At 70.6% G+C, this 23,236-nt stretch carries 28 protein-coding genes and 1 pseudogene; 15 read left to right on the top strand and 14 right to left on the bottom strand.

Annotation, left to right across the window (positions count from 1 at the left end; translation table 11 throughout):
- Positions 1-53: 53 nt before the first annotated feature.
- Both ACLQ2T_RS27225 and ACLQ2T_RS27220 read right to left on the bottom strand, forming a co-directional pair.
- A complete protein-coding gene (locus tag ACLQ2T_RS27225) occupies positions 54-1,034 on the bottom strand; it encodes an HAAS signaling domain-containing protein (protein ID WP_425769207.1) in 981 nt (326 codons plus the stop codon).
- On the bottom strand, positions 1,031-1,369 hold the full coding sequence (locus ACLQ2T_RS27220; RefSeq protein ID WP_425769206.1) for a PadR family transcriptional regulator: 339 nt from the start codon (positions 1,367-1,369) through the stop codon (positions 1,031-1,033). Before ACLQ2T_RS27220 ends, ACLQ2T_RS27225 begins: the two co-directional genes overlap by 4 nt.
- 96 nt (positions 1,370-1,465) lie before the next feature.
- Between ACLQ2T_RS27220 and ACLQ2T_RS27215 the strand changes: the two genes are divergently transcribed.
- The 3 genes from ACLQ2T_RS27215 to ACLQ2T_RS27205 are packed head-to-tail and all read left to right on the top strand — an operon-like array spanning position 1,466 to position 2,627.
- Positions 1,466-1,810: an ArsR/SmtB family transcription factor gene (locus tag ACLQ2T_RS27215; RefSeq protein WP_425769205.1), complete on the top strand. Its 345-nt coding sequence runs from the start codon at positions 1,466-1,468 to the stop codon at positions 1,808-1,810.
- The gene (locus tag ACLQ2T_RS27210) at positions 1,807-2,274 is read left to right on the top strand and encodes an SRPBCC family protein (protein WP_425769204.1); all 468 of its coding nucleotides are present in this window, start codon (positions 1,807-1,809) and stop codon (positions 2,272-2,274) included. Before ACLQ2T_RS27215 ends, ACLQ2T_RS27210 begins: the two co-directional genes overlap by 4 nt.
- Entirely contained in the window at positions 2,271-2,627 is a 357-nt protein-coding gene (locus ACLQ2T_RS27205) for a nuclear transport factor 2 family protein (protein WP_425769203.1), read from the top strand. The genes ACLQ2T_RS27210 and ACLQ2T_RS27205 overlap by 4 nt, the downstream gene beginning before the upstream one ends.
- A gap of 77 nt (positions 2,628-2,704) precedes the next feature.
- Here the strand turns inward: ACLQ2T_RS27205 and ACLQ2T_RS27200 are convergent.
- A pseudogene (locus tag ACLQ2T_RS27200) lies at positions 2,705-3,545 on the bottom strand (SAM-dependent methyltransferase).
- Positions 3,546-3,835: 290 nt separating this feature from the next.
- Here ACLQ2T_RS27200 and ACLQ2T_RS27195 point away from each other — a divergent pair.
- A complete protein-coding gene (locus tag ACLQ2T_RS27195; RefSeq protein ID WP_425769202.1) occupies positions 3,836-4,432 on the top strand; it encodes an NADAR family protein in 597 nt (198 codons plus the stop codon).
- A 96-nt stretch (positions 4,433-4,528) separates the two neighbouring features.
- Positions 4,529-5,131 carry a DUF998 domain-containing protein gene (locus tag ACLQ2T_RS27190; RefSeq protein ID WP_425769201.1) on the top strand — a complete coding sequence of 201 codons (603 nt, stop codon included), beginning with the start codon at positions 4,529-4,531 and terminating at the stop codon, positions 5,129-5,131.
- A 16-nt stretch (positions 5,132-5,147) separates the two neighbouring features.
- On the opposite strand, the gene ACLQ2T_RS27185 is transcribed toward ACLQ2T_RS27190, so the two are convergent.
- The gene (locus tag ACLQ2T_RS27185) at positions 5,148-5,921 is read right to left on the bottom strand and encodes a hypothetical protein (protein ID WP_425769200.1); all 774 of its coding nucleotides are present in this window, start codon (positions 5,919-5,921) and stop codon (positions 5,148-5,150) included.
- A gap of 166 nt (positions 5,922-6,087) precedes the next feature.
- On the opposite strand from ACLQ2T_RS27185, the gene ACLQ2T_RS27180 reads away from it, so the two are divergent.
- Positions 6,088-6,585 carry a YcxB family protein gene (locus ACLQ2T_RS27180; RefSeq protein ID WP_425769199.1) on the top strand — a complete coding sequence of 166 codons (498 nt, stop codon included), beginning with the start codon at positions 6,088-6,090 and terminating at the stop codon, positions 6,583-6,585.
- A gap of 54 nt (positions 6,586-6,639) precedes the next feature.
- On the opposite strand, the gene ACLQ2T_RS27175 is transcribed toward ACLQ2T_RS27180, so the two are convergent.
- Complete coding sequence (locus ACLQ2T_RS27175) at positions 6,640-7,647, bottom strand: helix-turn-helix domain-containing protein (RefSeq protein WP_425769198.1); 1,008 nt, start codon at positions 7,645-7,647, stop codon at positions 6,640-6,642.
- Positions 7,648-7,878: 231 nt separating this feature from the next.
- Between ACLQ2T_RS27175 and ACLQ2T_RS27170 the strand changes: the two genes are divergently transcribed.
- Positions 7,879-8,397, top strand: a complete 519-nt coding sequence (locus ACLQ2T_RS27170) for a helix-turn-helix domain-containing protein (protein WP_425769197.1) — start codon at positions 7,879-7,881, stop codon at positions 8,395-8,397.
- A gap of 4 nt (positions 8,398-8,401) precedes the next feature.
- On the opposite strand, the gene ACLQ2T_RS27165 is transcribed toward ACLQ2T_RS27170, so the two are convergent.
- A complete protein-coding gene (locus ACLQ2T_RS27165) occupies positions 8,402-10,198 on the bottom strand; it encodes a carbohydrate binding domain-containing protein (RefSeq protein WP_425769196.1) in 1,797 nt (598 codons plus the stop codon).
- A 187-nt stretch (positions 10,199-10,385) separates the two neighbouring features.
- On the opposite strand from ACLQ2T_RS27165, the gene ACLQ2T_RS27160 reads away from it, so the two are divergent.
- Entirely contained in the window at positions 10,386-11,213 is an 828-nt protein-coding gene (locus tag ACLQ2T_RS27160; RefSeq protein WP_425769195.1) for a helix-turn-helix domain-containing protein, read from the top strand.
- Between the two features lie 24 nt (positions 11,214-11,237).
- Here ACLQ2T_RS27160 and ACLQ2T_RS27155 read toward each other — a convergent pair whose 3' ends face one another.
- Both ACLQ2T_RS27155 and ACLQ2T_RS27150 read right to left on the bottom strand, forming a co-directional pair.
- Positions 11,238-11,762, bottom strand: coding sequence for a nuclear transport factor 2 family protein (locus tag ACLQ2T_RS27155; RefSeq protein ID WP_425769194.1), 525 nt, complete (start codon positions 11,760-11,762; stop codon positions 11,238-11,240).
- Between the two features lie 5 nt (positions 11,763-11,767).
- The gene (locus tag ACLQ2T_RS27150; protein WP_425769193.1) at positions 11,768-12,244 is read right to left on the bottom strand and encodes an Atu4866 domain-containing protein; all 477 of its coding nucleotides are present in this window, start codon (positions 12,242-12,244) and stop codon (positions 11,768-11,770) included.
- 228 nt (positions 12,245-12,472) lie between these two features.
- Between ACLQ2T_RS27150 and ACLQ2T_RS27145 the strand changes: the two genes are divergently transcribed.
- Entirely contained in the window at positions 12,473-13,189 is a 717-nt protein-coding gene (locus tag ACLQ2T_RS27145; RefSeq protein WP_425769192.1) for a YqjF family protein, read from the top strand.
- 51 nt (positions 13,190-13,240) lie between these two features.
- Here ACLQ2T_RS27145 and ACLQ2T_RS27140 read toward each other — a convergent pair whose 3' ends face one another.
- From ACLQ2T_RS27140 to ACLQ2T_RS27125, 4 genes are read right to left on the bottom strand one after another with little or no spacing between them, the layout of a single operon-like run.
- On the bottom strand, positions 13,241-14,122 hold the full coding sequence (locus ACLQ2T_RS27140; protein ID WP_425769191.1) for an AMP-binding protein: 882 nt from the start codon (positions 14,120-14,122) through the stop codon (positions 13,241-13,243).
- Positions 14,119-14,583, bottom strand: a complete 465-nt coding sequence (locus tag ACLQ2T_RS27135) for a MaoC family dehydratase (RefSeq protein ID WP_425769190.1) — start codon at positions 14,581-14,583, stop codon at positions 14,119-14,121. Before ACLQ2T_RS27135 ends, ACLQ2T_RS27140 begins: the two co-directional genes overlap by 4 nt.
- Complete coding sequence (locus ACLQ2T_RS27130) at positions 14,580-15,752, bottom strand: acyl-CoA dehydrogenase family protein (protein WP_425769189.1); 1,173 nt, start codon at positions 15,750-15,752, stop codon at positions 14,580-14,582. The genes ACLQ2T_RS27135 and ACLQ2T_RS27130 overlap by 4 nt, the downstream gene beginning before the upstream one ends.
- 21 nt (positions 15,753-15,773) lie before the next feature.
- Positions 15,774-16,922: an acyl-CoA dehydrogenase family protein gene (locus ACLQ2T_RS27125; RefSeq protein ID WP_425769188.1), complete on the bottom strand. Its 1,149-nt coding sequence runs from the start codon at positions 16,920-16,922 to the stop codon at positions 15,774-15,776.
- Positions 16,923-17,011: 89 nt separating this feature from the next.
- On the opposite strand from ACLQ2T_RS27125, the gene ACLQ2T_RS27120 reads away from it, so the two are divergent.
- The 4 genes from ACLQ2T_RS27120 to ACLQ2T_RS27105 all read left to right on the top strand — a co-directional run bounded on the left by ACLQ2T_RS27120 (position 17,012) and on the right by ACLQ2T_RS27105 (position 20,762).
- Positions 17,012-17,677 (top strand): TetR/AcrR family transcriptional regulator, encoded by a 666-nt coding sequence (locus ACLQ2T_RS27120; protein ID WP_425769187.1) that lies wholly within the window; start codon positions 17,012-17,014, stop codon positions 17,675-17,677.
- 43 nt (positions 17,678-17,720) lie between these two features.
- Positions 17,721-19,139, top strand: coding sequence for an aldehyde dehydrogenase family protein (locus ACLQ2T_RS27115; RefSeq protein WP_425769186.1), 1,419 nt, complete (start codon positions 17,721-17,723; stop codon positions 19,137-19,139).
- An 8-nt stretch (positions 19,140-19,147) separates the two neighbouring features.
- Positions 19,148-20,212, top strand: a complete 1,065-nt coding sequence (locus ACLQ2T_RS27110; protein ID WP_425769185.1) for a zinc-binding dehydrogenase — start codon at positions 19,148-19,150, stop codon at positions 20,210-20,212.
- A gap of 283 nt (positions 20,213-20,495) precedes the next feature.
- The gene (locus ACLQ2T_RS27105) at positions 20,496-20,762 is read left to right on the top strand and encodes a hypothetical protein (RefSeq protein WP_425769184.1); all 267 of its coding nucleotides are present in this window, start codon (positions 20,496-20,498) and stop codon (positions 20,760-20,762) included.
- A 3-nt stretch (positions 20,763-20,765) separates the two neighbouring features.
- On the opposite strand, the gene ACLQ2T_RS27100 is transcribed toward ACLQ2T_RS27105, so the two are convergent.
- The gene (locus ACLQ2T_RS27100) at positions 20,766-21,404 is read right to left on the bottom strand and encodes an SAM-dependent methyltransferase (protein ID WP_425769183.1); all 639 of its coding nucleotides are present in this window, start codon (positions 21,402-21,404) and stop codon (positions 20,766-20,768) included.
- A gap of 219 nt (positions 21,405-21,623) precedes the next feature.
- On the opposite strand from ACLQ2T_RS27100, the gene ACLQ2T_RS27095 reads away from it, so the two are divergent.
- Together ACLQ2T_RS27095 and ACLQ2T_RS27090 are read left to right on the top strand one after the other, a co-directional pair.
- Complete coding sequence (locus ACLQ2T_RS27095; RefSeq protein ID WP_425769182.1) at positions 21,624-21,941, top strand: PadR family transcriptional regulator; 318 nt, start codon at positions 21,624-21,626, stop codon at positions 21,939-21,941.
- Entirely contained in the window at positions 21,938-22,588 is a 651-nt protein-coding gene (locus tag ACLQ2T_RS27090) for a hypothetical protein (protein ID WP_425769181.1), read from the top strand. The genes ACLQ2T_RS27095 and ACLQ2T_RS27090 overlap by 4 nt, the downstream gene beginning before the upstream one ends.
- Here ACLQ2T_RS27090 and ACLQ2T_RS27085 read toward each other — a convergent pair.
- Positions 22,578-23,066 carry a cold shock domain-containing protein gene (locus ACLQ2T_RS27085; RefSeq protein WP_425769180.1) on the bottom strand — a complete coding sequence of 163 codons (489 nt, stop codon included), beginning with the start codon at positions 23,064-23,066 and terminating at the stop codon, positions 22,578-22,580. The two genes, ACLQ2T_RS27090 and ACLQ2T_RS27085, sit on opposite strands and share 11 nt — an antisense overlap.
- Positions 23,067-23,236: the final 170 nt, after the last annotated feature.

The raw sequence follows: 23,236 nt of genomic DNA, 5'->3' as shown, positions 1-23,236 counted from the left end.
GACCTACATCACCCTGGGCGACGTGGCCAGGGCAAGCAAGCGCGAGTCCGTCGTCAGCCTCCCGAAGTCGAGGTGGGTCGCCCTCGCACTGCAGGTCGCTGTTCGGGACGGTTGCCGCGACGGGTCGTGACCACACCGGTGGAGCCGATCATCAGGTAGAGCCCACCGAACACCCAGAAGGCCGCGAACAGGAAGCCCCGCTCGGTGATCGCGAAGGCCATGACCAGCGCACCGGCCAGGGCGGTCAGGGCGTACCCGATCCGGAGGCCGAAGGCGCACAGCGCACCGACGACCAGCGGCCCGACGATCCACAGCACCACGCCCAGCCACTCGATGCCCAACGAGCCGGTGGCCACGGAGAGCGTCAGCAGCAGTCCGGGCAGGGTGACCGCCCCCGCCGCGACGAGGCGCCAGGACCGTACGGCGGCCCGGCCGATCCCTCGCCGCATCACCCACGGCACCACCGTCGCCGCCCACAGCATGAGCACGAGCGGGAGGTAGTACAGGCCGACCTCACCGGTGGCGCAGGCGAGTGCGGTCAGCACACCGGCACCGACTGCGCCGGTAACCTCGCGCACCCTGGGGGGTACGACGAACGGCATGGCCGCGATGAGCGCCGGTAGCAGGGTGAGCATGGCGAACCCGGGCCCGAGGCGTCGCATGATGCTCTGCCCCTCGGGACCGGCCAGATCCGAGGGCAGCGCGGTGGAGGGCAGCAGGAAACTCACACACACCGCGGTCAGTACGCCGAGCACCACGGCGACCATCCGCAGCGCCCGGCCGACACCGGCCACCCGGTCCCCGGCACGGTCGGTCAGGACGAGTTCCTCACGCGCCTGCGCCGCCACGGCCTGCGGGCTGCCGAGACCGGCCAGGGCCTGGTCGATCTGGCGTCCGCTGTCCAAGGCCTCGGCGATGTGCGCGCGAACCCCCTCGATGATCTCCCGCACGGTGTCCGGTGGCGCGTCGGCCAACTCGGCGGCGAGCGCCCGAAGGTAGGTCTCCGCCACCTCGGGCAGGGCGCCGTTGCTCATGTTTCCTCCGCTATCAGTTCGTTCACGTGCGGCTGGATGTCACGCCACACCGCCGCGAACACCCGCAACTGCGCCCGCCCCTGGCCGGTGATCGCGTAGTACCGCCGGGCATGCCCCTGCTCGGGGGTCAGCCAGCGGGTTTCGACACTGCCCGCCTGCCGCATCCGGGCAAGCATCGGGTACAGGCTGCCCTCGCTGGCGATCAGACCCCGAGCGGCCAGCCAGTCCGCCAGTTCCAGGCCGTACATGTCGCGCTGCGAGAGCAACGCGAGCACGCAGTACTCAAGGACGCCCTTGCGGATGTTGGTGGTGATCCGCTCACGCGCGCCGTCCATGAAAAGCAAGATACCTTGCATAGCAAGACCTCGTGCATCGGGGTGGCGATGCAAACGCCTGTTTGCGCAAATGATTGTTTGTGTTAGGGTGGAGCCATGCCCTCGCTCGTCGCACCCGGGCCAGAGCTCGACTCGGCCTTCGCCGCCCTCGGTGATCCCGTCCGCCGGGCCCTTGTCGCTCGCCTAGCGCGCGGCGACGCCACAGTGGGCGAACTTGCCGCACCCTTCGACCTGACCCCACAGGCGATCTCCCACCACGTCGGTGTCCTGCGGCGGTGCGGCCTGGTGGAGCAGCGTCGCGAGGGCACCCGACGCCCCTGCCGACTCAGGGTCGACCAGTTGTCCCGGCTCGGCACGTGGATCGACGAGCAGCGCCGCGCCTGGGACGACCGGCTCGACGCCCTTGAACAACACCTCACCGAGGAGGAGGCGACCCGTTGACCGCCAGCGCACAACGTCGGGGCGACGAACTGATCGCGAGACGTCGTCTCCCAGCGGAACCCGAGCGGGTCTGGGCCGCCCTCACCTCACCGGCGAGCGTCGCGGCGTTCTGGGGCGGTTCACACGCCACCGTGCCGCCTGACTCGGTGACCGTCGACCTGCGTCCCGGCGGAGAGTTCGCGCTCGACACCCGCGCTCCGGACGGTGTCTCCCGCCGCCTCCGATTCGTCTACGTGAGCGTCGCCGCACCGCACGAACTCGTCTTCGACGAGCCCGTCACCGGTCTGCGTACCACCATCAGCCTGCGCCCCGCCGACGGCGGCACGGATCTCACCGTCCACCAACGTCGGCTGCCGCCCGAGCTTCAGACCGCCCAGGCGAGCGACGGACTCGCCTCGATCCTCGACGCCCTCGCCACCCACCTGCAGCACGACGACGCCACGCCAGGAGAGAGCAGACGATGACCCAGCAGAGCCAACGCCACCTCGTCGCGGAGTACTTCGCAGGGTTCCGGACGAGCGATCACGCGCGGATCCTCGCGACCCTCACCGACGACGTCCAATGGGTCATCCACGGCCACCGGACCACCCACGGCAAGGCGGAGTTCGACGCCGAGATCGAGAATCCGGCCTTCACCGGCAGCCCCGAACTCGACGTCCAGCGCGTCCACGAGGACGGTCCGGTCGTCATCACCACCGGAGCGGGACGCGGCACCAGCGTCGAGCACGGGACGTTCCGGTTCGCCTTCAACGACCTGTTCACTTTCCGTGACGGCTTGATCGCCCGCGTCGACTCGTACGTCGTCCCGCTGCCCTGACTCGGGGCCCCGATACCCTGGTCGGCGATCGGTGACCCGTGCCGTTGCCGGGAGCATCGCATCGTGATCGATCTCGGCTACCTGCCGTGGTGGGGCGGGATCCGTCCGAGTCCACCGAGGCCGGCGCTGCGCGTCGGATCGTCGGCGAAGTACTGCGGATCGTCCGGGGCCGGACGCCACAGCGGCAGCCACACCACGCCCGGTTCGACCAGGTCGAGACCGTCGAAGAAGCGCTCGATCTGCGCTCTGGTGCGCAGCCCGAGAGGCGTGGCGGTCCGGTGCCGGTAGATGTCGTGGGCCACGTCGATCTCGTCCGGCTCGTGTGGCGCCTCGTCGGCCGTCGCATGAGAGATGAGCAGGTGACTCCCGGGCACCATAGCGGCGAGCAGTCGACCCACCGCGTCGTAGGCGGTCTCGTCGTCGGAGACGAAATGCAGGACCGCGCCCAACACGAGGCCGATCGGCCGGTCGAAGTCGAGCAGCGCCGTGACCTGCGGATGCGCGAGGATCGACCGAGGATCGCGCAGGTCGGCGTTGACCACGGTCGCCAACGGGTTGCCGTCGAGCAGTTTCAGGCTCTCCGCGACCGCCACCGGGTCGACGTCCACGTAGACGACACGGGCCTCGGGCTCGACCTGTTGGACGATCTCGTGGACGTTGCCTTCGGTGGGGATGCCGGAGCCTATGTCGAGGAACTGTCGCACCCCCGATTCCGCGAGATATCGCACGGCGCGTCGCAGAAAGGCCCGGTTCGTCCTGGCCATCTGCGGCCCCAGCGGCAACACCTTGAGCATCGCCTGCGCGGCCTCGCGGTCGGCCGGGAAGTTGTGGGTGCCGCCGAGGAAGTAGTCGTAGATCCGGGCCGCGGTCGCCGGCCTGGTCTCGCCGTCGTCGCTCACTCCAGCCATGCCGCCTCATCTCGTGGGTCGTCATGTTCGCCGCCGTCGAGGCGGCGCAGCAGTGTTGCCGTGGAGAGCCGCACTGATCGGCGGTCTCGGCCGATGCGTCCGCTTGGGATGGGCCCGTTCGCGGTGTGTCCACTTGCGAGGTGCGGATCACTTTACCGTTTCGTGCCGCCGTCGGGTGTCCGCTCACCCGGCCGGGGCCACCGCCCGCTCGGCAGATGCCACCGGCGTACTGCCAGTGCGATCGCGGCCGGTCCTGAGACATGATGGTGCGGCAGGTCTCGCGGTGCGACACTCGCGGGCATGGTCACGTCCGTAGGCAGTGTCGCCGAACTGATCGCCGCCGTGAGTGCGGGTTCCCGAGTGGACTACCTGTTCTTCTGGGGCCACCAGCCGCGGGCCGACGGCCGGATCGGCGCCGAGTGCCTGAGTCAGTGGTGGCCGGCACCGTTCACCCTCGACGGGCTACGCTTCGCCACCGCCGAGCACTACATGATGTGGCGCAAGGCCGTCCTCTTCGACGACCACGCCCGGGCCGCTCAGATCCTGACGGTGGATTCGCCGGAGGCGGTGAAGGCCCTGGGTCGTCGGGTCGTCGGCTTCGACCCGCAGACCTGGCAACGGCACCGTTTCGGCATCGTGGTGACCGGCAACCGGGCCAAGTTCGACCAGCATCGGGCCTTGGGTGCCTATCTGCTCGACACCGGGGAGCGGGTGCTGGTGGAGGCCAGCCCGTTCGACCAGGTCTGGGGCATCGGTCTGGCCGCCGACCATCCGGATGCCACCGACCCCGCACGTTGGCGCGGGCTCAACCTGCTCGGATTCGCCCTCATGCGGGCCCGCGCCGGCCAGCGGGAGAGCGTGGAAACCGGCGGAGATCGACAGTCGCGCCTCCGCTGAGCCGAGGGAGGCCATGACCATCGGCACTGGGTCGACCGGCGTCTTGTTCGATGTACTGGATCAGCCGGAGGTTCCGACACGGGGAAGAAGGACCACATGGCCTTGTGGGTGGGTGCCGTCGGAGCGGTGTCGTTCGTGCTGGTGTTCCTCATCGACGGGGCCAGCCGACCGGGCTACGCCCCGATCCGCCACCCGGTCAGCTCCCTGGCCCTCGGTAGCCGGGGTGGGATCCAGACGGCCAACTTCCTGATCTCCGGTTCCGCGATCACGGCGGGAGCCCTCGGCGTGATCATCAAGGGCCCCAGCGCCCTGCTCGGCGTGGTGCTGGCCATCTTCGGGCTCAGCCTTGTCGCCTCCGGAGTGTTCCGGATGGACCCGCTGCTCGGATACCCGCCGGGTGCACCGACCGGGATACCCGAGCAGCAGAGCACAGCACACCGGATCCACGACCTCGCCGGTGCCGTCGTCTTCCTGTCCCTGCCCGTCAGCGCGGCCATCAGCGCCTTCACCCTGCCCACGACACCCTGGCGGGTCGTCTCGGGTGGGGTCGCGGTGGCCCTGTTCCTCGGGCTCGTCCAGTTCGGCAGAGCCTGGGAACAGGTGTCACCGCGCATCGGCCTGATTCAACGCGCCATGATCATTCCGGGTTGGGGCTGGCTGGCCGCCCTCTTCGCCGCCCTGGCGCTCGGGCTGATCTGAGGGCGGGGTCGGCCGGTCAGCAGCCGATGCGCTGGCTGGACAGGGCGATGTCGTCGATCCAGAGGTCGAACTGGCCCGGGGTGGTGCCGCCCTGGTAGAGCTGCCAGCCGATCTTCACGGTGTTCACCTTCGGCAGGATGAAGGGCACCTGGTTGCCGCCGTGCTGGTTGGTGGAGGCGGTCAACTCCGGGTTCGCCACCCCGTCGATCCACACCGTGACCCGGTTATCCCTGGGGTCGAGTTTCCACTCGAAGCACTGCCAGGTGTCCTCGACCACCGGGGCGGACTCGCGCCAGTTGGTCCAGTCGCCGGTCGGCCCGCCGTCGGCACCCACCCCCCAGAAGATCCCCGGGACGGTGGGGGCGTACTGGCCGCCGATCGGTCGGACGATCTCCGAGCTGCCGGTGCCGGTCGCCTCCACCAGGGTGAAGTGCGCCCAGTCCGGTGCGGTCGGGAAGGCGTCGACCCGCAGCCGCATCCGGCCGTAGAACCGGTTGCCCGGTGCCTCGAAGTCGTCTACCCGCAGGAAGGCCCGCCCGTTGTCCACGGTGTGGATGTGCAGCACCTTGTTGCCCCGGCGGGCCTGTTCCACCGTCAGGGTGCCGTTGCGGGTGTCGATGCCCCAGTTCAGGCTGCTGGCGCCGCCACGCGGCAGACGTTCGAAGTCCTCGCAGAAGAGCAGGTGGCGCGGGCACGACTTGTGCGGTGCGGCGCTGGCGGCGGACGGGACGCTGCCGGCCGTGACGCCGAGCATCAGGGCGGCGGTCAACGCGGCAAGAAACTTACGCATGGCTCCTCCATGGCTTGGTCTCCCCGCGCGGCGACCGATCGGCCACCTTGGGAGCGTTCCCATATATAGCAGAGATTCGATTGGTCCGGGTCCCCGCGCCAACCAGTGGCGCGGCCAGGGGGCAGCGCGGCACTGGCCGGGTGGGTGGGGCAGTATCGTTTCGCCGATGCACATCCGTTTCGAGGTCCCCGCCGACCCCAGCTATCCGGGCCGGGTCGCCGCCGTGCTCAGCAGTGTCGGACTACGCAGGTACGGCTATGTCGGCGCGGTGCTGGCCGGGGTCGGGGCCATCGGTCTGATCGCCTCGCTGGGGTCCTCGTGGATCGAGCAGCTCATGCCGCTGTGGGTGTCGATGACCCTCGGCGGCCTGCTGGCGATGCTGTACTCCCCCTTCGTGCGGCTGCGGGCCCGACGTCGCTCCGGCCGCTACGCCGTCGACGGGGCCTATGACATCACCGAGGACAACATCATGATGCGCAGCGGCTCGGAGTCCGGCGGCATCGCCTGGGAAGGGGTCACCCGGGTGACCGACACCCCGGACTTCTGGGTCGTGTTCGTCGGCGGGATGGCAGCGACGGTGATCCCCCGCCGCCTGATGTCCGCCGAGGACGCCGAGACCTTGCGGGCCTTCATGATCGACCGTGGGCTGCTCCAGCCCCGATGAGACGGCGAGCCGGCCCGGCGCTGGTCACCGCAGCCAGGCCGCACCCCGCTCGCCTCAGTCCTCCGGCAGCGAGTCGACCAGGAACACCTGGTCGGCGCCGCCGGTGCACGGCTCCGCCGACGCCTCGGCCGGCACCTCGGTGTGGTCGTCGCGGATGCCGACGCACAGGTCGCTGCCCGCCGGTCGCAGCCGGTACTCCGTCGGCGCCGCCCCGGTCGGCTCGAAGCGGAACAGTTGCGGCCAGAAGTCGGTGCGGCAGTGCGGCCAGGGCTCGATCAGGTTCCGGCCGGGATCATCCCGGCGGACGGTGAGGCAGCCGGCTCCGTGCTCCGGGTGGTGCCACTTGATGAAGTACAGGTCGTCCGCCACCGGCTCCAGGTAGGTGTCCGGTGGGGTGGCCTCCGCGCAGGGGCGCTGGGCCGCCACCTCGCTGGGGTATCCGCCGGTGCGGTCGCGCCCTTCGGTGATGCACAGGTGCGGGGCGTGGGCGGGCCGGATCTGACTCCGCCCGCCGCTGGGCAGGGCCGACGAGACGCGGCCCGGTGAGGTGAGCGCCCCGGCCTGCTCCGTCGAGGTCCGCTGCTCGTCGTCGGGCCACCAGAACCAGGCGCCGACGGCGAGGGCGGCCAGCAGGGTGCCGACGAGGAGCAGCGTCGGCGCAGGTCGGGTGAACCGGCCCGGACGCACCGGGCGGACCGGTTGCGCCACGCCGTCCTCGTCGGGGCCTGCCCCGGTCGGGTTCTGAAGGGCAGAGGTGGGCAGAGTCGGATCGGCCCCGGCGTACGGGCCGGCGGCCAGCCGATCCCGTGCCCGCAACCACCGCTCCACCTGATCCGGCGCCCCGCAGGCGCGGACGAACGCGGCCAACACCTCCGGTCGCGGCAGGGTGGACCGGCGCAGCAGATCGGCAGCGGTGCTGCGGGCCAGCACGTCGCCGGCTGCGGCCGCGCGCTGCTCCAGTTGCCGGTAGGTCAGTCCGGACCGTTCCTTCAGCCGGCGTAACAGGTCGACGAACCCGGCCGGGTCGGTCGCCTCCTCCGGTCGTAGCTCCCCCGTGGTCATCGTCTGATTCTCCCGAGCCCGCGGAGGCCGGGGCAACCCGCCTCACCCGACTGTCCGAGATGGTCGGACATGACCCGGACAAGCCGCCCTGAGCTGCGCGGACACCGCACCGAGGCTCGGAGGGCATTGTCTCGGACAGCCGGGATACCTAGCGTCTTGTTCGACGGCCGACGCAGGGCCGAGGGGCTCGGGTCGAGCCCGAACACATCAATCACCACGGGGGTGGAAGCGATGCATGAGGCTGCCCGGGATCCGGTGCCGCGGACCGCCACGGCGGGCGAGTACGTCGATTTGCTGCGGGACATCCGCCGACGGTCCGGCCTGACCTATCGGGAGATCTCCCGCCGCGCCTCCGCCTGCGGACACTGGTTGCCGCCGAGCACTCTGGCCACCATGCTGGGGCGGACCACCCTGCCCCGCGAGCAGGCCGTCGTGGCCCTGCTGACCGCCTGCGGAATGCCGCCGGCCACCATCGAGCAGTGGATCGAACTGCGACACGACATCGACGTACGCCTCAGCCGGCCGACCCGACCGGTCGAGGGTCCGGCCCCCTCGGCGTGCTGCGGGGTGCGGCACCCGCCGCGCGAACCGGTGCCGCCGGTCACGTCGTACCCCCGGCGACTGCATCCGGCGGTGATCGCCGTGGCGGGGGCGCTTCTCGGCGCGTACGGGATGCTGCTGGCGCACCGGCGGGACGTCGCTCCCCGCCCGGTCGACGGACCGGACGGGGAGCCCTCTCACCCCGACTGAGGACTCACGGTCGGAGCCGGTTGGCGTAGACGTAGGCGCCCACGGACCCGCCGACGGCCAGACCGGCGTCGGCGTCGAAGCGGTAGTGCACGCCCAGGTAGATCCGGCTCAGGGCGTTCTCCTGGGCGGCCTGGTCGAAGCCCGGCATCCGCCGCACGACGCCCCGGGCGAACGGGTCGTCCGTGGTGGCGTCGAAGGCGATGTCGTTGGTGCCGAAGAAGCCCTTCATCACCGCCGCCCACGCCCCGGCGAAGGTGGCGTGTCCGGAGATGTAGGCCGGGAAGGCCGGTGAGAAGGAGACCCCGTTCACCTGCCGCGACAGCGGCTGCCACCCGTTGCCGATCGCGCTCTCCGGTCGCCACAGATCGATCGGGGTCAGATACTTGGCGTCCCAGGCGGCGATGGCGGAGTCGGCCAACGCCAGGCCGACCAGCCCGAACAGCCGGGCGTTGGCCAGGATGCCGAGCTGCCGCTGCCTCGCCACGATCTGGGTGTGCGCGAACAGCTGACCGGGCGGCTTGTAGGTACCGGCCACGTCGTTGGCCCAGAAGTGGGCGAGCTGGGTCTGGTCGGTGGTGCGCAGCGTCGAGGTCCGGCTGCCGAGCTCGCGTACCTCCCGCACCTGGTCCAGGTACTCCTGCTTGCCGAGCAGGTCCTGGTAGTCGTCCGCGTCGGCGGGCAGGTCGGGTCGGAACTGCCGGCCGGAGGTCAACACGAACGGGGTGACCCGACCCCAGTGCGGGGTGACCGCCGGGGTGCCGTCGGTCGGTCGCCAGGCCCCGTCGACCCCGTCGGGTTGGTACTGGCCGGCGTCGCCGGAGCCGTCGTCGGCGCGAGCCTGGAGGTTGGCGGCTGCGGCTGCGGCACCGACCGTCGTACCCCGAGTGGCTTCGGCGGCGTTCACTCCGGAGGGTCGGCGGGTGACCGCGGTGGCCAGGGCCGTCTCCAGGTCCGTTCGGCGCTGCGGGAAGCGGGCGACCAGTACGTCGAAGGCGGCCTTGTCGAGGGCCGCGTGCAGGGACGGGGCCACCACGTCGTCCATGGTGCCGGGGTAGTTGACCGGTACCCGCACCCGGTAGGGGTTGCCGACACCGGTGACCGAGACGGCGGCGTCGTGCATGGCCGCGTGCAGGATCGCCGCGTCCCGGGCGGCGACGGTGGGTGCCGGCGTCGAAGCTCGGTAGCTGTCCAGCAGCACCTCGTTCCAGTAGAGGATCGGGTCGCTGACCGCGTCCACGGCCAACGGGGTGAGCGAGATGTTGTCCAGCCGGACGGTGGAGGCCGCCCGCCCGCCGAAGTGGAACAGGAGCACCGCCTTCGGGTCACCGAAGGGGGCGACGAAGTCGAAGGTGAAGCGGCGCATCGTGGCGGTGAGTGCGACCTCCCGGTCGAACGCGGAGGTGAACGGCGTGTCGACCCGGGAGACCGAGACCCGCACGTTGCGGCTGGCCTCGGCGGAGGCGTCGAACTGGAGGCGGTACGGCGTCGCCGCCGTCACCCCGAACTCGAAGTGCCCGACCAGGTCCTCCCAGACGGGCTTGCCGACCGTGTTGGCGGTGCGGATGCGCAACTGCCCGGCGTCGACGGTCGTGTTGGTCGCGGCCAGTCGGGTCCACCAGGGATCGGTGCTGCCGTTGTCGAAGGTGCCGTTGCGGATGAGGTTGCCGGATGCGGCGGCGGCCGGTGCGGAACGGACGAGGGCCGGGAGGGTGCCGGCCAGCACGACCGCCAGCACCAGGCTGAGCAGACGACGCAGTCGCCGTTCGCCGCCATGGTGCCGCGGGTTGATCGATCGGTTCATGGAGAGCCTTTCCGGGAATCGGCGGCGATCAGTTCATCCGCCGGGGATTTCGGCTCACCGTAGGAGCGTTTTCGCTGTTCACCGCCACCGAACAGGCTTCGGAACAGTGCCGAACACCGGTCGTACGCCGGTGCCAGGGTGTGCCGCACCCTGGGTGGCCGGAGCCCGGGTGGCTACCGTGGCTGGCATGTCGACAACCGCGCTCGGAGCCTTCCTCACCGCCCGGCGTGCCCGGTTGACCCCGGACGATGTCGGTCTGGTCTCCACCGGGACCCGGCGGGTCGCCGGGCTGCGGCGCGAGGAGGTGGCCGTACTGGCCGGGGTGAGTGTCGACTACTACACCCGGCTGGAGCAGGGCCGGGAACGCCACCCCTCGAGGTCCGTGCTGGCTGCGGTGGCCCGGGCCCTGGACCTGGAGCCGGACGCCCACGACCATCTGTTCCGGCTGGCCGGGCTCTCCCCCGGCGAGCAGCCGACCCCTGCCCGGCCCCGGGTCGAGCAGAGCCTGCGGGACCTGCTCGACGCCTGGCCGGACACCCCGGCCTTCGTCCTCGACCGTCGACTAGACCTGCTGGCCGGCAACGCCCTGGCGGACGCCTTCTACGCGGACTTCACCCAGGCGGACAACCTGGTCCGGATGACCTTCCTGGACCCGGCCGGTCCCCGGTTCTTCGCCGACTGGCGGCGGGCCGCGAAGACCTGCGTGGCCAACCTGCGCCTGGCCCTCGGCCATGACCCGCAGGACCGGCAGGTGCGGGAGCTGGTCGAGGAGGTGAGCGCGGCCAGCGCGGAGTTCCGTCGGTGGTGGGGACGGCATGAGGTGCAGGGCAAGACCCACGAGCCGAAGACCTTCCGGCACGGCGCGGTCGGCGAACTGACGCTGTCGTACCACGCCTTCGACGTACGGGAGGCCCCCGGCCAGCAGTTGATCGTGTACCGCGCCCAGCCGGACAGCCGCAGCGCCGAGGCGCTGCGGCTGCTGGGCACCCTGGCCGCCAGCAGCTGGCTACGGTGACCAGCGGGTCCGGGTCAGCTCAGCTCAGGGCAGGTCGATGCGGTCGATGAGTTCCCGTACGGCGACCATGTCCAGGAAGGCGTGACAGCGCACCACCTGCCCGCCGCGCAACTGCCAGATCCAGCAGTACTCGTTGTGGTAGTCGACCCCGTCGACGGCGGTCGAGTCCCCCGAGAATCGGATGATCACGGTGTCTCCGTCCGCCCACATCTCCCGGATCGTCATCACCAGGGTCGAGGCCAGCCGGTCCATGATCGGTGCCGATCCCTGTGCCAGGAACTCGGCCTTGGAGGTGTAGGTCCGGCCGTTGACGATGGTCCACTCCACCTGGTCGTGCAGGATGTCGTAGATGTCGCCACCGGCGTTCTGCCGCGCGAAGGCGTGTCGCACCGCCTCCTTGTTCCGGCGTTCCGTGGCCGGCCGTCCCGGCACGTCCGGCTTCCCGGGGGTTGCCGCCGAGGCGGCACCGGCCCCGGCGAGTACCGTCAGCCCGCCGGCGAGTCCGGCGGTCAGGAGCAGGCGCCGGCCGTTTGGGGTCGCGTTGTCCATCATGGTCATCCCTCTCTCGCGGTGCGGTGCGCCTCGCTGCCCTCGCGGTAGAAGACGTATCCGGCGTGGTGCAGGACATCCCCGTCGAAGGTGCCGTGTGCGCTGAACCCGGTGTCGTCGTCGTACTCGATGCGGTTGCCGGTGACCCGGTAGGCGCCGGTGTAGGCGCTCTCCCGTTCGCCGCGGGCCTCGTCGTAGCGCCCTTCGGGCAGCAGCATCTGCCGGATGTGCCCGTCGGCGGTCACCCACATCCCGACGTACGGATGCGGGGCCTGCTCGCCGGTGGAGGAAGTCGGGGCGGGCGCGGACTGCGGTGCCGTACCCCCGCCGCCCGGGCCGGTGGAACACGCCGCCAGCAGCAGGAAAAGGCAGGTCCCGGTGAGTACGGCCAGGTACGGCTGCCCGGAGCCGGTCGATCGGTCAGCGGTTCGGAAGAGGCGTCGCGGTCGGTGACGGTGGCCATCTAGTCTCGGATTCGCCATGTCGACCACGGTAGGTATCGCGCCCGCAAACAGCCTGGTCCTGGTACTCCCAGGAAGGTCGCGGCCGGGCAGGTAGCCGGGCCGCGCACCCGGCCACCGGATCGGCGTCGACGACAGCACAGGCCGTGATGTCATCGGGCGACGGTTGGTCGGTCGACCGTCCGGATAGGACGTAGGCTGCTGTGACGGATCGGGGCCGACCGGCCCGTGGCCGTAGGAGGCGACCTGATGCACGCTCCCCCTCCGCCCGCCGTGCAGCGCCCGGTGATGTACCAGGAGTGGAACCTGATCACCTTCATCCACTGGCGCTACCCACCCGATCTCATTCAGTCCCTGCTTCCGGCCGGGCTGAAAGTGGAGACCTTCGACGGATCAGCCTGGATCAGCCTGATCCCGTTCCTCATGCAGGGGGTCAGGCCGACTGGGGTGCCACCACTGCCCTGGCTGTCGGAATTCCCGGAGACGAATGTCCGGACCTATGTCCGGGATGAGCGCGGTCGCAGCGGCATCTGGTTCCTGTCCCTGGACGCGTCCCGGCTGCCGGCGGTGGTAACAGCGCGGGCCAGCTACGGCCTGCCCTACTTCTGGTCCGACATGACGGTACGCCGTACCGCGGATCTGATCTCCTATCGATCCTCCCGCCGCTGGCCCGCACCCCGCGGAGCCCGCTGCGATGTGGACGTACGCTTCGGTCCGCCGCTGGGTGAGCGGGAGCGAGACGAGCAGGCGCACTTCCTCACCGCCCGCTACCGACTCTTCACGGTCGTCCTCGGTCGGCTTGCCGCCGCCGAGGCCGAACACGTCGAGTGGCCCCTGCACCGCGCCGAGTTGCTGCACCTCGACCAGACCCTGCTGGCTGCGGCGGGTCTACCGGCGCCGGACGGACAACCGCTGCTGCACGCATCACCGGGGGTGCCGGTCAGGTTGGGAATGTGGCACCGCTGATCCCCGACCGCTCGGCGTCGGTGACGGTGTGGGTGGGGCCGACAGCGCCCGTCACCGGCGGTGCCGGCACCACCCGTGTCGTCGCCGCCCGCCGCCGCCTCGCGACTTCTCCTCGGCCACCTCGACCTGGGTGGCGAAGAGGGTCGTGAAGCGCTCGCCCAGCGACGGCGGCAGGGGTGTTCTGCTGACGCAGCTACGCAGCCGGGGCAGGGCGGGTCGGTCCCGGGCCGCGTCGAGCAGGGCCGCGTACATCGCCGAGGTGCCGTGGAAGACGGTGACCTCCTCGCGGAGCATCAGGTCCAGTGCCGCCGGGCCGGTGAATCGGCCCAGCAGCACCAGGGTCGCCCCGGCGGCGAAGGTGCCGGTCAGCGCGACGTCCTGGCCGAACCGGCCACCCAGCGGCAGGCAACTGAGCACCACCTCGCCGTCGTCCGGGTCGGTCGCGGCCCGACCGGCCGATTCGCCGTCGATGTCCGGGTCCGTGGCGACGCAGCCGGGTGCCGGGTCGCTGAGGTCTTCCAGCCGGGGTACGCCGGACGGGCCGCGGGTCGGTCCGACCGTGACCAGCGGTACGCCGGCCCGGGCGCTGGCCCACTGCCCGGCGGCCAGTTGTGAGGTGTGGCAGACGAGCAGCCGCGCGCCCCGCAGCAGGTGGACCATCTGTGGGCTGCTCGGCGCGCCGATCGGCACGGCGTGCGCACCGGCGGCGAGGGCGGCGTAGTAGACCCGGGGAAAGTCGACCACGTTCGGGGCGAGCAGGGCCACCGCGTCACCGGCGCGTACCCCTGCGGCGCGCAGCCCGGCGCCGTAGCAGCGGGCCTCCCACCACAGTTCGGCGTAGGTGACGCGGACCCGGCCGTCGACCACGGCCACGGTGTCGGCGTGCCGGCGGGCGGAGCCGGCCAGTACGGTCGCCGGGGAGATGGTGGTCATCGGGGCGGTGCGGTGTACAGCCGGCTCACCGTCTCGGCCACACAGACCGGCTTGCCGCCACCCTCATCCTCCACGGTCGCGGTCGCGACCAACTGCACCCCACCGTCGAACGGGCTGACCTGGTCGATGGTGGCGACGACCCGGATCGAGGTGCCGACCCGTACCGGGGCGGGGAACCGGACCCGGTTGAGGCCGTAGTTGACCCCCATCCGTACCCCCTGGACCCGGTACAGGCTGCCGACCAGGGCGGGCAGCAGGGAGAGGGTCAGGAAGCCGTGGGCGATGGTGCCGCCGTACGGTCCGGCCGCCGCCCGTTCCTGGTCCAGGTGGATCCACTGGTGGTCGTCGGTGGCGTCGGCGAACAGGGCGACCCGGCTCTGGTCGATGGGAAACCACGGGCCGGGGCCGAGGGTCTCACCGACCGCCCCGGCCAGTTCCTCGATGCTGGCGAAGGTCCTCATCCCAGATGCCCTCCGATCTTGGTGTAGCCGCGCAGCAGGTCGCGGGAGATGATCAGGCGCTGCATCTCGTCGGTGCCCTCGAAGATCCGATACAGCCGCACCTGCCGGTACCAGCGTTCGATCGGCAGCTCCCGGGTGTAGCCCATGCCACCGTGGATCTGCATGACCCGGTCGACCACCCGGTTCACCATGCCCGCGCCGTAGAGCTTCGCCATGGAGGAGGAGTGCCGGGGGTCCATTCCGGCGTCGACCGTCCAGGCGGCCCGCAGGATCAGCCAGCGGGCGGCCTCCAGCTCGGTCTCCGAGTCGGCGATCATCCACTGGATGGCCTGGTTGGTACCGATCTTGGCGCCGAAGGTCTCCCGGGTGTTGGCGTGCTCGATGGCCATCTGCAGGGCCCGTTCGGCGATGCCGATGGCGTGTGAGGGGATGATGTAGCGCCCCTTGCCGATCCACTGCATACCCAGGGCGAAGCCCTGGCCCGGCTCGCCGAGGATGTTGCGGTGCGGCACCCGTACGTCGTCGAAGATCAGCGAGGCCGGACCCCCCTCGCCCATGGTGGGGATGAACTCCGACCGCCAGCCCATCGACCGGTCCACCAGGAAGGCGGTGGCCCCGCCGTTGCGGACGTCCCGGTCGGGGTCGGTGACCGCGATGACGATGGCGAAGTCGGCCTCGTTGCCGCCGGTGATGAAGGTCTTCTCGCCGTTGAGGATCCAGTCGTCGCCGTCGCGGCGGGCCCGGAACCGGATGTTGGCGGCGTCGGAGCCGGCACCCGGCTCGGTGATGGCGAAGCAGGAGATCCGGTCACCGGCGATGGTCGGCAGCAGGAACTCCTGCCGCTGCTCCTCGGTGGCGTGGAAGAGGATGTTGTCGGCCTCGCCACCGAAGCGGAACGGCACGAAGGTGCGGCCGATCTCCGTCCAGATCAGGGACTGGACCACCGCGGGCAGGTCCATGCCGCCGTACTCCTGCGGTGTGGCCAGCCCCCAGAAGCCGAACTTCTTCGCCTTGAGCTGCAACTCGCGCAGCTCGGAGCGGTCCAGGCCGGGCTGGTGGGCCCGCTCCCGGCGCAGCAGTTCCTGCTCCAGCGGCATGACCTCCCGGGTGATGAAATCGCGGGCGGTGTCGCGGATGGCCCGTTGTTCGTCGGACAGCCCGAAGTCCATGTGCTCAGGGTTCCTCTCCGGTCAGAAGGCGTTGACGCCGGTGAGCGCCCGCCCGATGAGTAGCTGCTGGATCTGGCTGGTGCCCTCGTAGAGGGTGGCGACGCGAGCGTCGCGCAGGTACTTGCCGACCGGGTACTCGTCGATGTAGCCGTACCCGCCGAAGACCTGGATGGCGTCGTTGGCCGCGCGGACGGCGGCCTCGCTGGCGAACAGTTTGGCCATCGAGGCCTCGGTGGCGAACGGCTGTCCCCGGTCGATCAGGTCGGCCACCTGCCAGACCAGCAGCCGCGCGGCGGCGGTGTCGACCGCGATGCCGGCCAGCAGTTGCTGCACCAGTTGATGCCCGGCGATGGGTTTGCCGAACTGGGTCCGGGTGCCGGCGTAGTCGACGGCGGCGTTCAGGCAGCCCTGGGCGATGCCGACGCATCCGGCGGCGACCGACATGCGTCCCTTGGCCAGGGTGCCCAGGGCCAGCCGGAAACCGGCCCCGCACTCGCCCAGCCGGGCCGAGTCGGGCACCCGTACCCCGTCGAGGGCCAGCTCGGCGGTGGCCTGTCCGCGCAGGCCCAGCTTGCCCTTGATCTCCGATCGGGACAGTCCCGGGCTGTCGGTCGGCACCAGGAAGGCCGTGATGCCCCGGTGCCCCGGGCCGCCGGTGCGGGCGAAGACGATCGCCACGTCGGCCGTGGTGCCGTTGGTGATGAAGGTCTTGCGGCCGGTGAGCAACCAGTCGTCGCCGTCGCGGACCGCCCGGGTGGCCAGGGCCGCCGCGTCCGAGCCGCTGTCCGGCTCGGTCAGGGCGAAGCAGCCCAGGGCGGCCCCCGAGCACAGGGCGGGCAGCCACTGCTCACGTTGCTCCAGGGTGCCGTGGGTGGCGATCGACTTGGCGACCAGGCCCAGGGAGACCGAGACGATGCCGCGTACGGCGGAGTCACCCCGGCCGAGTTCCTCCAGCACCAGGCAGTACGCGAGATGGTCGCCGCCGGATCCGCCGTGCTCCTCGGCGATGGTCAGGCCGAGAAAGCCCAGGTCGCCGAGGCGGCCGACGATGTCGGGGTCGACGGCCTCGCGCCGGTCCCAGGCCGCCGCGTGCGGCACCACCTCGCGGTTCACGAAGTCGGCGGCGAGTTCCCGGACCGCGACCTGCTCGACGGAGAGGTGAAGGTCCATGCACTTAAACTAGCGGTGCAAGTTTTATGCTGTCCAGACCCCGGTGTGGCACAGTTCCCGCGAACCACACACATCCGAAGGAGACGCCCATGCCCCGGCCGCGACAGGCGCTGCTCAGCCGGGAGCGGATCGTCGAGACCGCCGCCGCGTTGATCGACGCCGACGGACTCGACGCGTTCTCCACCCGCCGGCTCGCCGCCGCGCTCGGCGTACGCGGGCCCTCGCTCTACAACCACTTCGCCACCAAAGACGAGATCCTCGACGCGGTCGCGGACAGCATCACCGGCCAGGTGGACGTGTCGTTCTTCGGCCAGGTCGACTGGCGTGAGGCCCTACGTCGCTGGGGGTACACCTTCCGCGCCGCCCTGGCGGCCCACCCGAACATCGTGCCGCACCTGGCGCAGGGCCCCGGCCGCCGTCCGGCGGCCCTGGCCATGGCCGACGCCGTCTACGGCGGGCTGGTCGCGGCGGGCTGGCCGCCCGCCCGGGCGACCCACATCGGCGCCCTCATGCGCTACTTCGTGATGGGTTCGGCGCTCGGGTCCTTCGCCCGAGGCTTCGTGGAGGACCCGGGCCTGTACGCCGCGCAGTACCCCCATCTGAGCCAGGCCCACCGTCTGGCCGAGCACCAGCACCGGGTCGACGAGGGCGCCTTCGCCCTGGGCCTGGAGGCGCTGATCGAGGGGCTGTCGCACACCTACGAACGCCTCGTAGGTCCACTTGCCCCCCTCCCGCCGGAGGGCGGGACGCACTAGAGTCCAAACTTGCACCGCTAGTTTTAGGTCGAGGTGGAGGCTCATGGAATCCGTACGGACCGATTTCTACCTCGACGGCGGCTGGGTTCCCGCCGATGGCCGGCAGTCCCTGGAGGTGCACAACCCCAGCACCGAGGAGGTCATCGGCACGGTTCCGGCCGGCACGGCCGATGAGGTCGACCGGGCGGTGGCCGCCGCCCGGGCCGCCTTCGAGGGCTGGGCCGCGACCGACCCCGTCGACCGGGCCGCCCACCTCGACCGACTGCACGCCGAGCTGACCGCCCGGGCCGAGGACATCGCCCGCACGGTCGCCACCGAACTCGGCACCCCGTTCAAGGTCGCCACCCGGGTCCAGGCAGGACTGCCGCTGACCGTCCTGCGCAGCTACGTCGACCTGGCCGCCCGGCCGCCGGCGCCGCAGACCGTGGGCAACTCCCTGGTGGTACGCGAACCCGTCGGAGTGGTCGGGGCGATCACCCCGTGGAACTACCCCCTGCACCAGATCGTCGCCAAACTCGCTCCCGCCCTGGCAGCCGGGTGCACAGTGGTGCTCAAGCCCAGCGAGCTGACCCCGCTGACCGCGTACCTGCTCTTCGACGCCATCCACGCGGCCGACCTGCCACCGGGCGTGGTCAACCTGGTCACCGGCACCGGGCCGGTGGTCGGCGAGGCCCTCGCCGGCCACCCGGACGTGGACCTGGTCTCCTTCACCGGCTCCACCGCCACCGGCCGACGCATCGCCCACCTGGCCGCCGACCGGATCGCCCGGGTGGCGTTGGAACTCGGCGGCAAGTCGGCGAACGTCATCCTCGACGACGCCGACCTGGCCGCCGCGATCAAGGTCGGGGTCGGCAACGCGATGCTCAACTCGGGACAGACCTGCACCGCATGGACCAGGATGCTGGTGCACCGCGACCGCTACGACGAAGCCCTCGAACTGGCCGCCAAGGCGGTCGCCGGCTACCGGCTCGGTGACCCCTTCGACCCGGCCACCCGACTCGGCCCGCTGGTCTCCGCGCAGCAACGCGACCGGGTACGCGAACACATCGCCCGGGGCCTGGCCGACGGTGGCCGACTCGTCGTCGGCGGACCCGAGGCCCCGGTGCCGCAGCGCGGCTGGTTCGTCGCCCCGACGATCATCGCCGACGTCGACCCGGACAGCGCCCTGGCCCAGGAAGAGGTCTTCGGCCCGGTCCTGGCGGTCATTCCGGTCGACGACGACGACCACGCCGTACGGGTAGCCAACAACTCCCGCTACGGGCTGGCCGGTGCGGTCTGGTCCACCGACGAGGAACGCGCGTTGCAGGTCGCGCGCCGGTTGCGCACCGGTGCCGTCGACATCAACGGCGCACCCTTCAACCCACTCGCACCGTTCGGCGGCTACAAGCAGTCCGGCCTCGGCCGCGAGCTGGGCACGCACGGATTGGCGGAGTTCTGCGAGCTGAAGGCGATCCAGCGGTGAGGGGCCTGGTGGCCAGGGCCGCTGGCACTCCCCCGCGCGTCGAGCAGGTCGACCTGCCCGACATCGACACCGGGCAGGTACGGGTGGCGATCCGGGCGGCCGGCGTCTGCCACTCCGACCTGTCCATGGTCGACGGCACCATCGCCGCGCCGTACCCCCTGCTGCTCGGCCACGAAGCCGCCGGTGTGGTGGTCGAGATCGGCGCCGGTGTCGACCGGGTCGCGGTCGGCGACCACGTGGTGCTCAACTGGGCGCCACCCTGCCGGGCCTGCTGGTCCTGCACCCACGGCGAACCCTGGCTGTGCGAACACACCGGCACCCCGGCCACCGATGCCGGGCACACCCTCGACGGCGAGCCGCTGCACGTCACCCTCGGCCTCGGCGCGCTCGCCGAACAGGTGGTGGTGCCGCAGCACGCGATGGTGGTCGTACCGGCGGACCTGCCCTTCCCCACCGCGGCGCTGCTCGGCTGCGCGGTGCTCACCGGCGTCGGCGCGATCCGCCGTACCGCCCAGGTGCGCCCCGGCGACTCGGTCGCCGTCATCGGCCTAGGCGGCGTCGGCCTGTCCGCGGTCGCCGCCGCCCGCGCGGCCGGGGCCGCCACCGTCATCGCGGTCGACGTCTCCCCCGCCAAGGCCGACCTGGCCCGCGCCGCCGGTGCCACCGACTTCCTGATCGCCGACGACACCCTCAGCCGCGCGATACGGAAGCTGACCGACGGTCGCGGCGTCGATCACGCGGTGGAGTGCGTCGGTCGGGCCGCCACCATCCGCACCGCCTGGCGGGCCACCCGCCGCGGCGGGCAGGTCATCGTGGTCGGCATGGGCGGCAAGGACGACCTGGTCGCTCTGAGCGCCCTGGAGATCTTCCACTCGGCCCGGACGCTGCGCTCCTCGGTGTACGGCTCCTCCGACCCGGACCGCGACCTGCCGGAGCTGGCCCGCGCGGTGCTCGACGGCAGCTTCGACCTCGACTTCCTGGTCAGCGACCGGATCACCCTCGACGAAGCACCCGAGGCGCTCGCCCGGATGGCCCGCGGCGAGGGCGCCCGCACCGTGGTTCTGTTCGACTGACGCGCGGCGGCGAGGGGATCGACGTGGCGTTGACCAGGAAGGGCTCTCGGCTCATCACGGTCGACGGCGTGGTCTACAGGTGGCGGGTGCGCGGGAGACCAACCTACGTCCAGGCGCTCGGTGAGCGACCACCCGCCCTCGCCGTCGAGCAGGCCGACTGCAGGGGCAGCGTACTTCTGGTCAGCCTGCCCCAGGACCACCCGAGCAACTGGATCGGCGGCCCGCCGGTCCCTGTTCTCCCATCGATGGTCGCGGCAGTCATCCGCAAGGCGCTGAGCGAGGGATGGCGGCCCAGCCAGCCGGCGGCGGCCTTCCACACGACGGCACCCGAATCCGCCGAGCCCTTGACGACCTGGACTACACCCTCATCCTCGAAGGACCCCTCTGGCAGAGCTACGACGGCGCCTGCGATCCGGCTACCTTCGCGCCCGGCAACGCCACCTGGTGGACCCGCTACTTCGACTACCTTGGATCAGGGTCGAAGAACCATCCTGTGCGACATGCGCCCCACGCACTTCAGACCGCTATCGGCAGTCTCGGCGGCGGATGATCCTTATCGTGCAAAGGTGAAGATCCGGCCGCTCCGGGGCGGGCTGTCAGGTCGGCCGCGGAACAGGTGCACGCCCACTGAGAACAGTTCGTCGGGTGGCGCGTCGAATGCCTGCTCGGTGAAGTCCACGCCGGCGAACCAGCGCCGCACCGCCGGGGTCAGGTCCGGAGGCCTACGTGTCCGGGTCCAGATCACCGTGGCTCCTGGCGCGCACAGCCTCGGCAGTGAGGTGATCGTCGCTCGGGCGTGCTGGTCGCTGATGTTGCCCAGCACGCCGGCGAGAAGCACCAGGTCGGCCGGAACGGCGGTACGGTACGCGGCGAAGTCACCGGCGTCGGCACACCGGACGGTGATACCGCCGAGACCGGCCGCAGCGGCGCGCTTGCGGGCGGCTGCGGCGTTACGTGGGTCCTTTTCGATCAGTTCCGCCTGCACCCGGTCGGCGTCCGAGCGGCCGGCCAGCACGCCGATGAGGTCGTGGCCCTGGCCCGCGCAAACGCTGACGACTCGTAGCGTGGACTCCGACCGCTGGTCCAGCCAGTCATCGATGTGGCACTGCACGATCCGCAGTCGCCGCGACAACGCTGACGCATCGTCGGCGTACGGCGAATGCCAGTCGTGCCAGTCCGTCGTCTCGGCCATCCGACGATGCTGCCAGACGCATCCGAGCCCTGCCGACCACGACCGCTTGCCCGCACCGAACGCGCTACCCACAGCGATCCCGGGCTGCCGGTGAACACCCGGCCCGAGCCACGCGAGCCGGACGTAATCCACACACACCCGCAGCTGGTGAGCCGACGGCCTTCGGCCACCCGGTGCTTTCGATAGACATTGCTGATCTACATATGTAGTTTAAGGCCCGTGGAACCGCTCGCCCGCATAGGTAGGGCAACCGTTGACGTCCTGACCGTCCTGCTTGACTCTGAGCAGCCGCGATGGGGGTTGGAGATCATCAAGGCCACCGGCCGGCCGTCCGGCACGGTCTACCCACTGTTGGACCGCCTAGAGAGAGCCGGATGGGTCACATCCTCCTGGGATGACCAGGATCGCAAGGGTGCCCGGCGGCGACTGTACGTACTGACGCGCGACGGGGCGACCGAGGCTCGCCGGATCTGCCAACCTGCCGCTCAGCGGAGCACGCTCCGGATCTCCACCATCCGGCCGAACCTGGCCCGATGACAGCATCCCACCGAATGCGCCTCGCTTTGGCCGTCAGCCGGATCGCCTCGGCCGCGTTGCCAGTCTCCGATGCCCGTTCGCGCTACCGCGAGCAGTGGGAGGCCGACATACGCGGCGCCGCCGACATAGGGCTGTCTCCGCTGCGGCTCGCTCTCGGCACCGCAGTGGCAGCCCTTCAACTTGCCGCTACCACCAGAAAGGAGACAGCTGTGCTTGCGTCAGCGAACATTGCGCTGGCCATCCGGGCAGCCGGTGCGCCCCGCGTACGTACCGGCCTTGCACTGACGCAGTTGGGATTCGGCGGTCTATATGCGGTCGTGCTGGTGTTATACGCCGTCAGCCGGATCCGGTTGGGACTCGGCCACTATGAACTCACCCACGATATGCACGACCCCAAGGATCTCGTGCCTTTCGGGTTCTCCCTGCTCAACCCCTTCACCTGGCTGTTCATGACCTCGCAGCTGTACGTAATGCTTCATGGCTGGGTGCTCGGAGCTGTCCTCGCTGCAGGGTCACTCGTCCACGCACTTACCGGCAACGACCGCCGGCGGCGGCTTTCCGTGACCGCGACGGCGGTCAGCGCCGTTGTGCTGGCCATCGCGCTCAGTGGCTTCGGCTGGGACATATTCGTTTGGGTTAGGGATTAGGGCGAGCGAGATCGCGTGGCGAGCGAAACGCCATCGGTGATTTGCGTGCAGGGCTGTCTCTATCGCCCCGGCCGGATGCGCACACCTGCCGCTCTCGGTGCGGTGGCCGATCGACGGAATGCTCGATCATTTGGCCGCTGGGTCGGCCAGGCCTTCCGCTGTCAGCTCCCGTCAAGCTCGGGTGGTTCGTCAAAGGCCAGTGCCACCGTGCTGTGGTACGCGCGGGACTGGGCACTGTCTCTCTGTTGGTCAAGGGCTCTGTCTCGGTTGTCCACACCTTCACCGCCCGATACGCGAACCCGTCCTGCGCCACCGGCTCGGCGATGAAGGAGACTTCCTGTCCGGCAGCAAGCTGCCGGTACGCATTCATGGCGATAGCCGAAAAATGGACCCAACACCCGCCGGGAACCTCTGCCCCATCGATGACACCCCAGCCTTCATCGCTGTGATAGATCCGAACGACTCCTGGGCCTGACACCCGCACAAAAACTGCCTGGCGCCTACCAGCATCGCGAAGTGCACCATCCTGCCGACGCACTCACATGCTGCGGGGTGCGCGTTCGACCATGCTGGCTCTTCGAACTTAAGCGGGGTTGAGGTGTCCGCGGTGGCGTCGGGTGGTGGCGGTGCGGGTGCGTAGGCGTTGGT

This window comes from Micromonospora sp. DT229, assembly GCF_049844505.1.
Classification (GTDB): domain Bacteria; phylum Actinomycetota; class Actinomycetes; order Mycobacteriales; family Micromonosporaceae; genus Micromonospora.
Note: the sequence above shows the minus strand (reverse complement) of the source record. Positions and strands in the feature narration are given on the sequence as shown.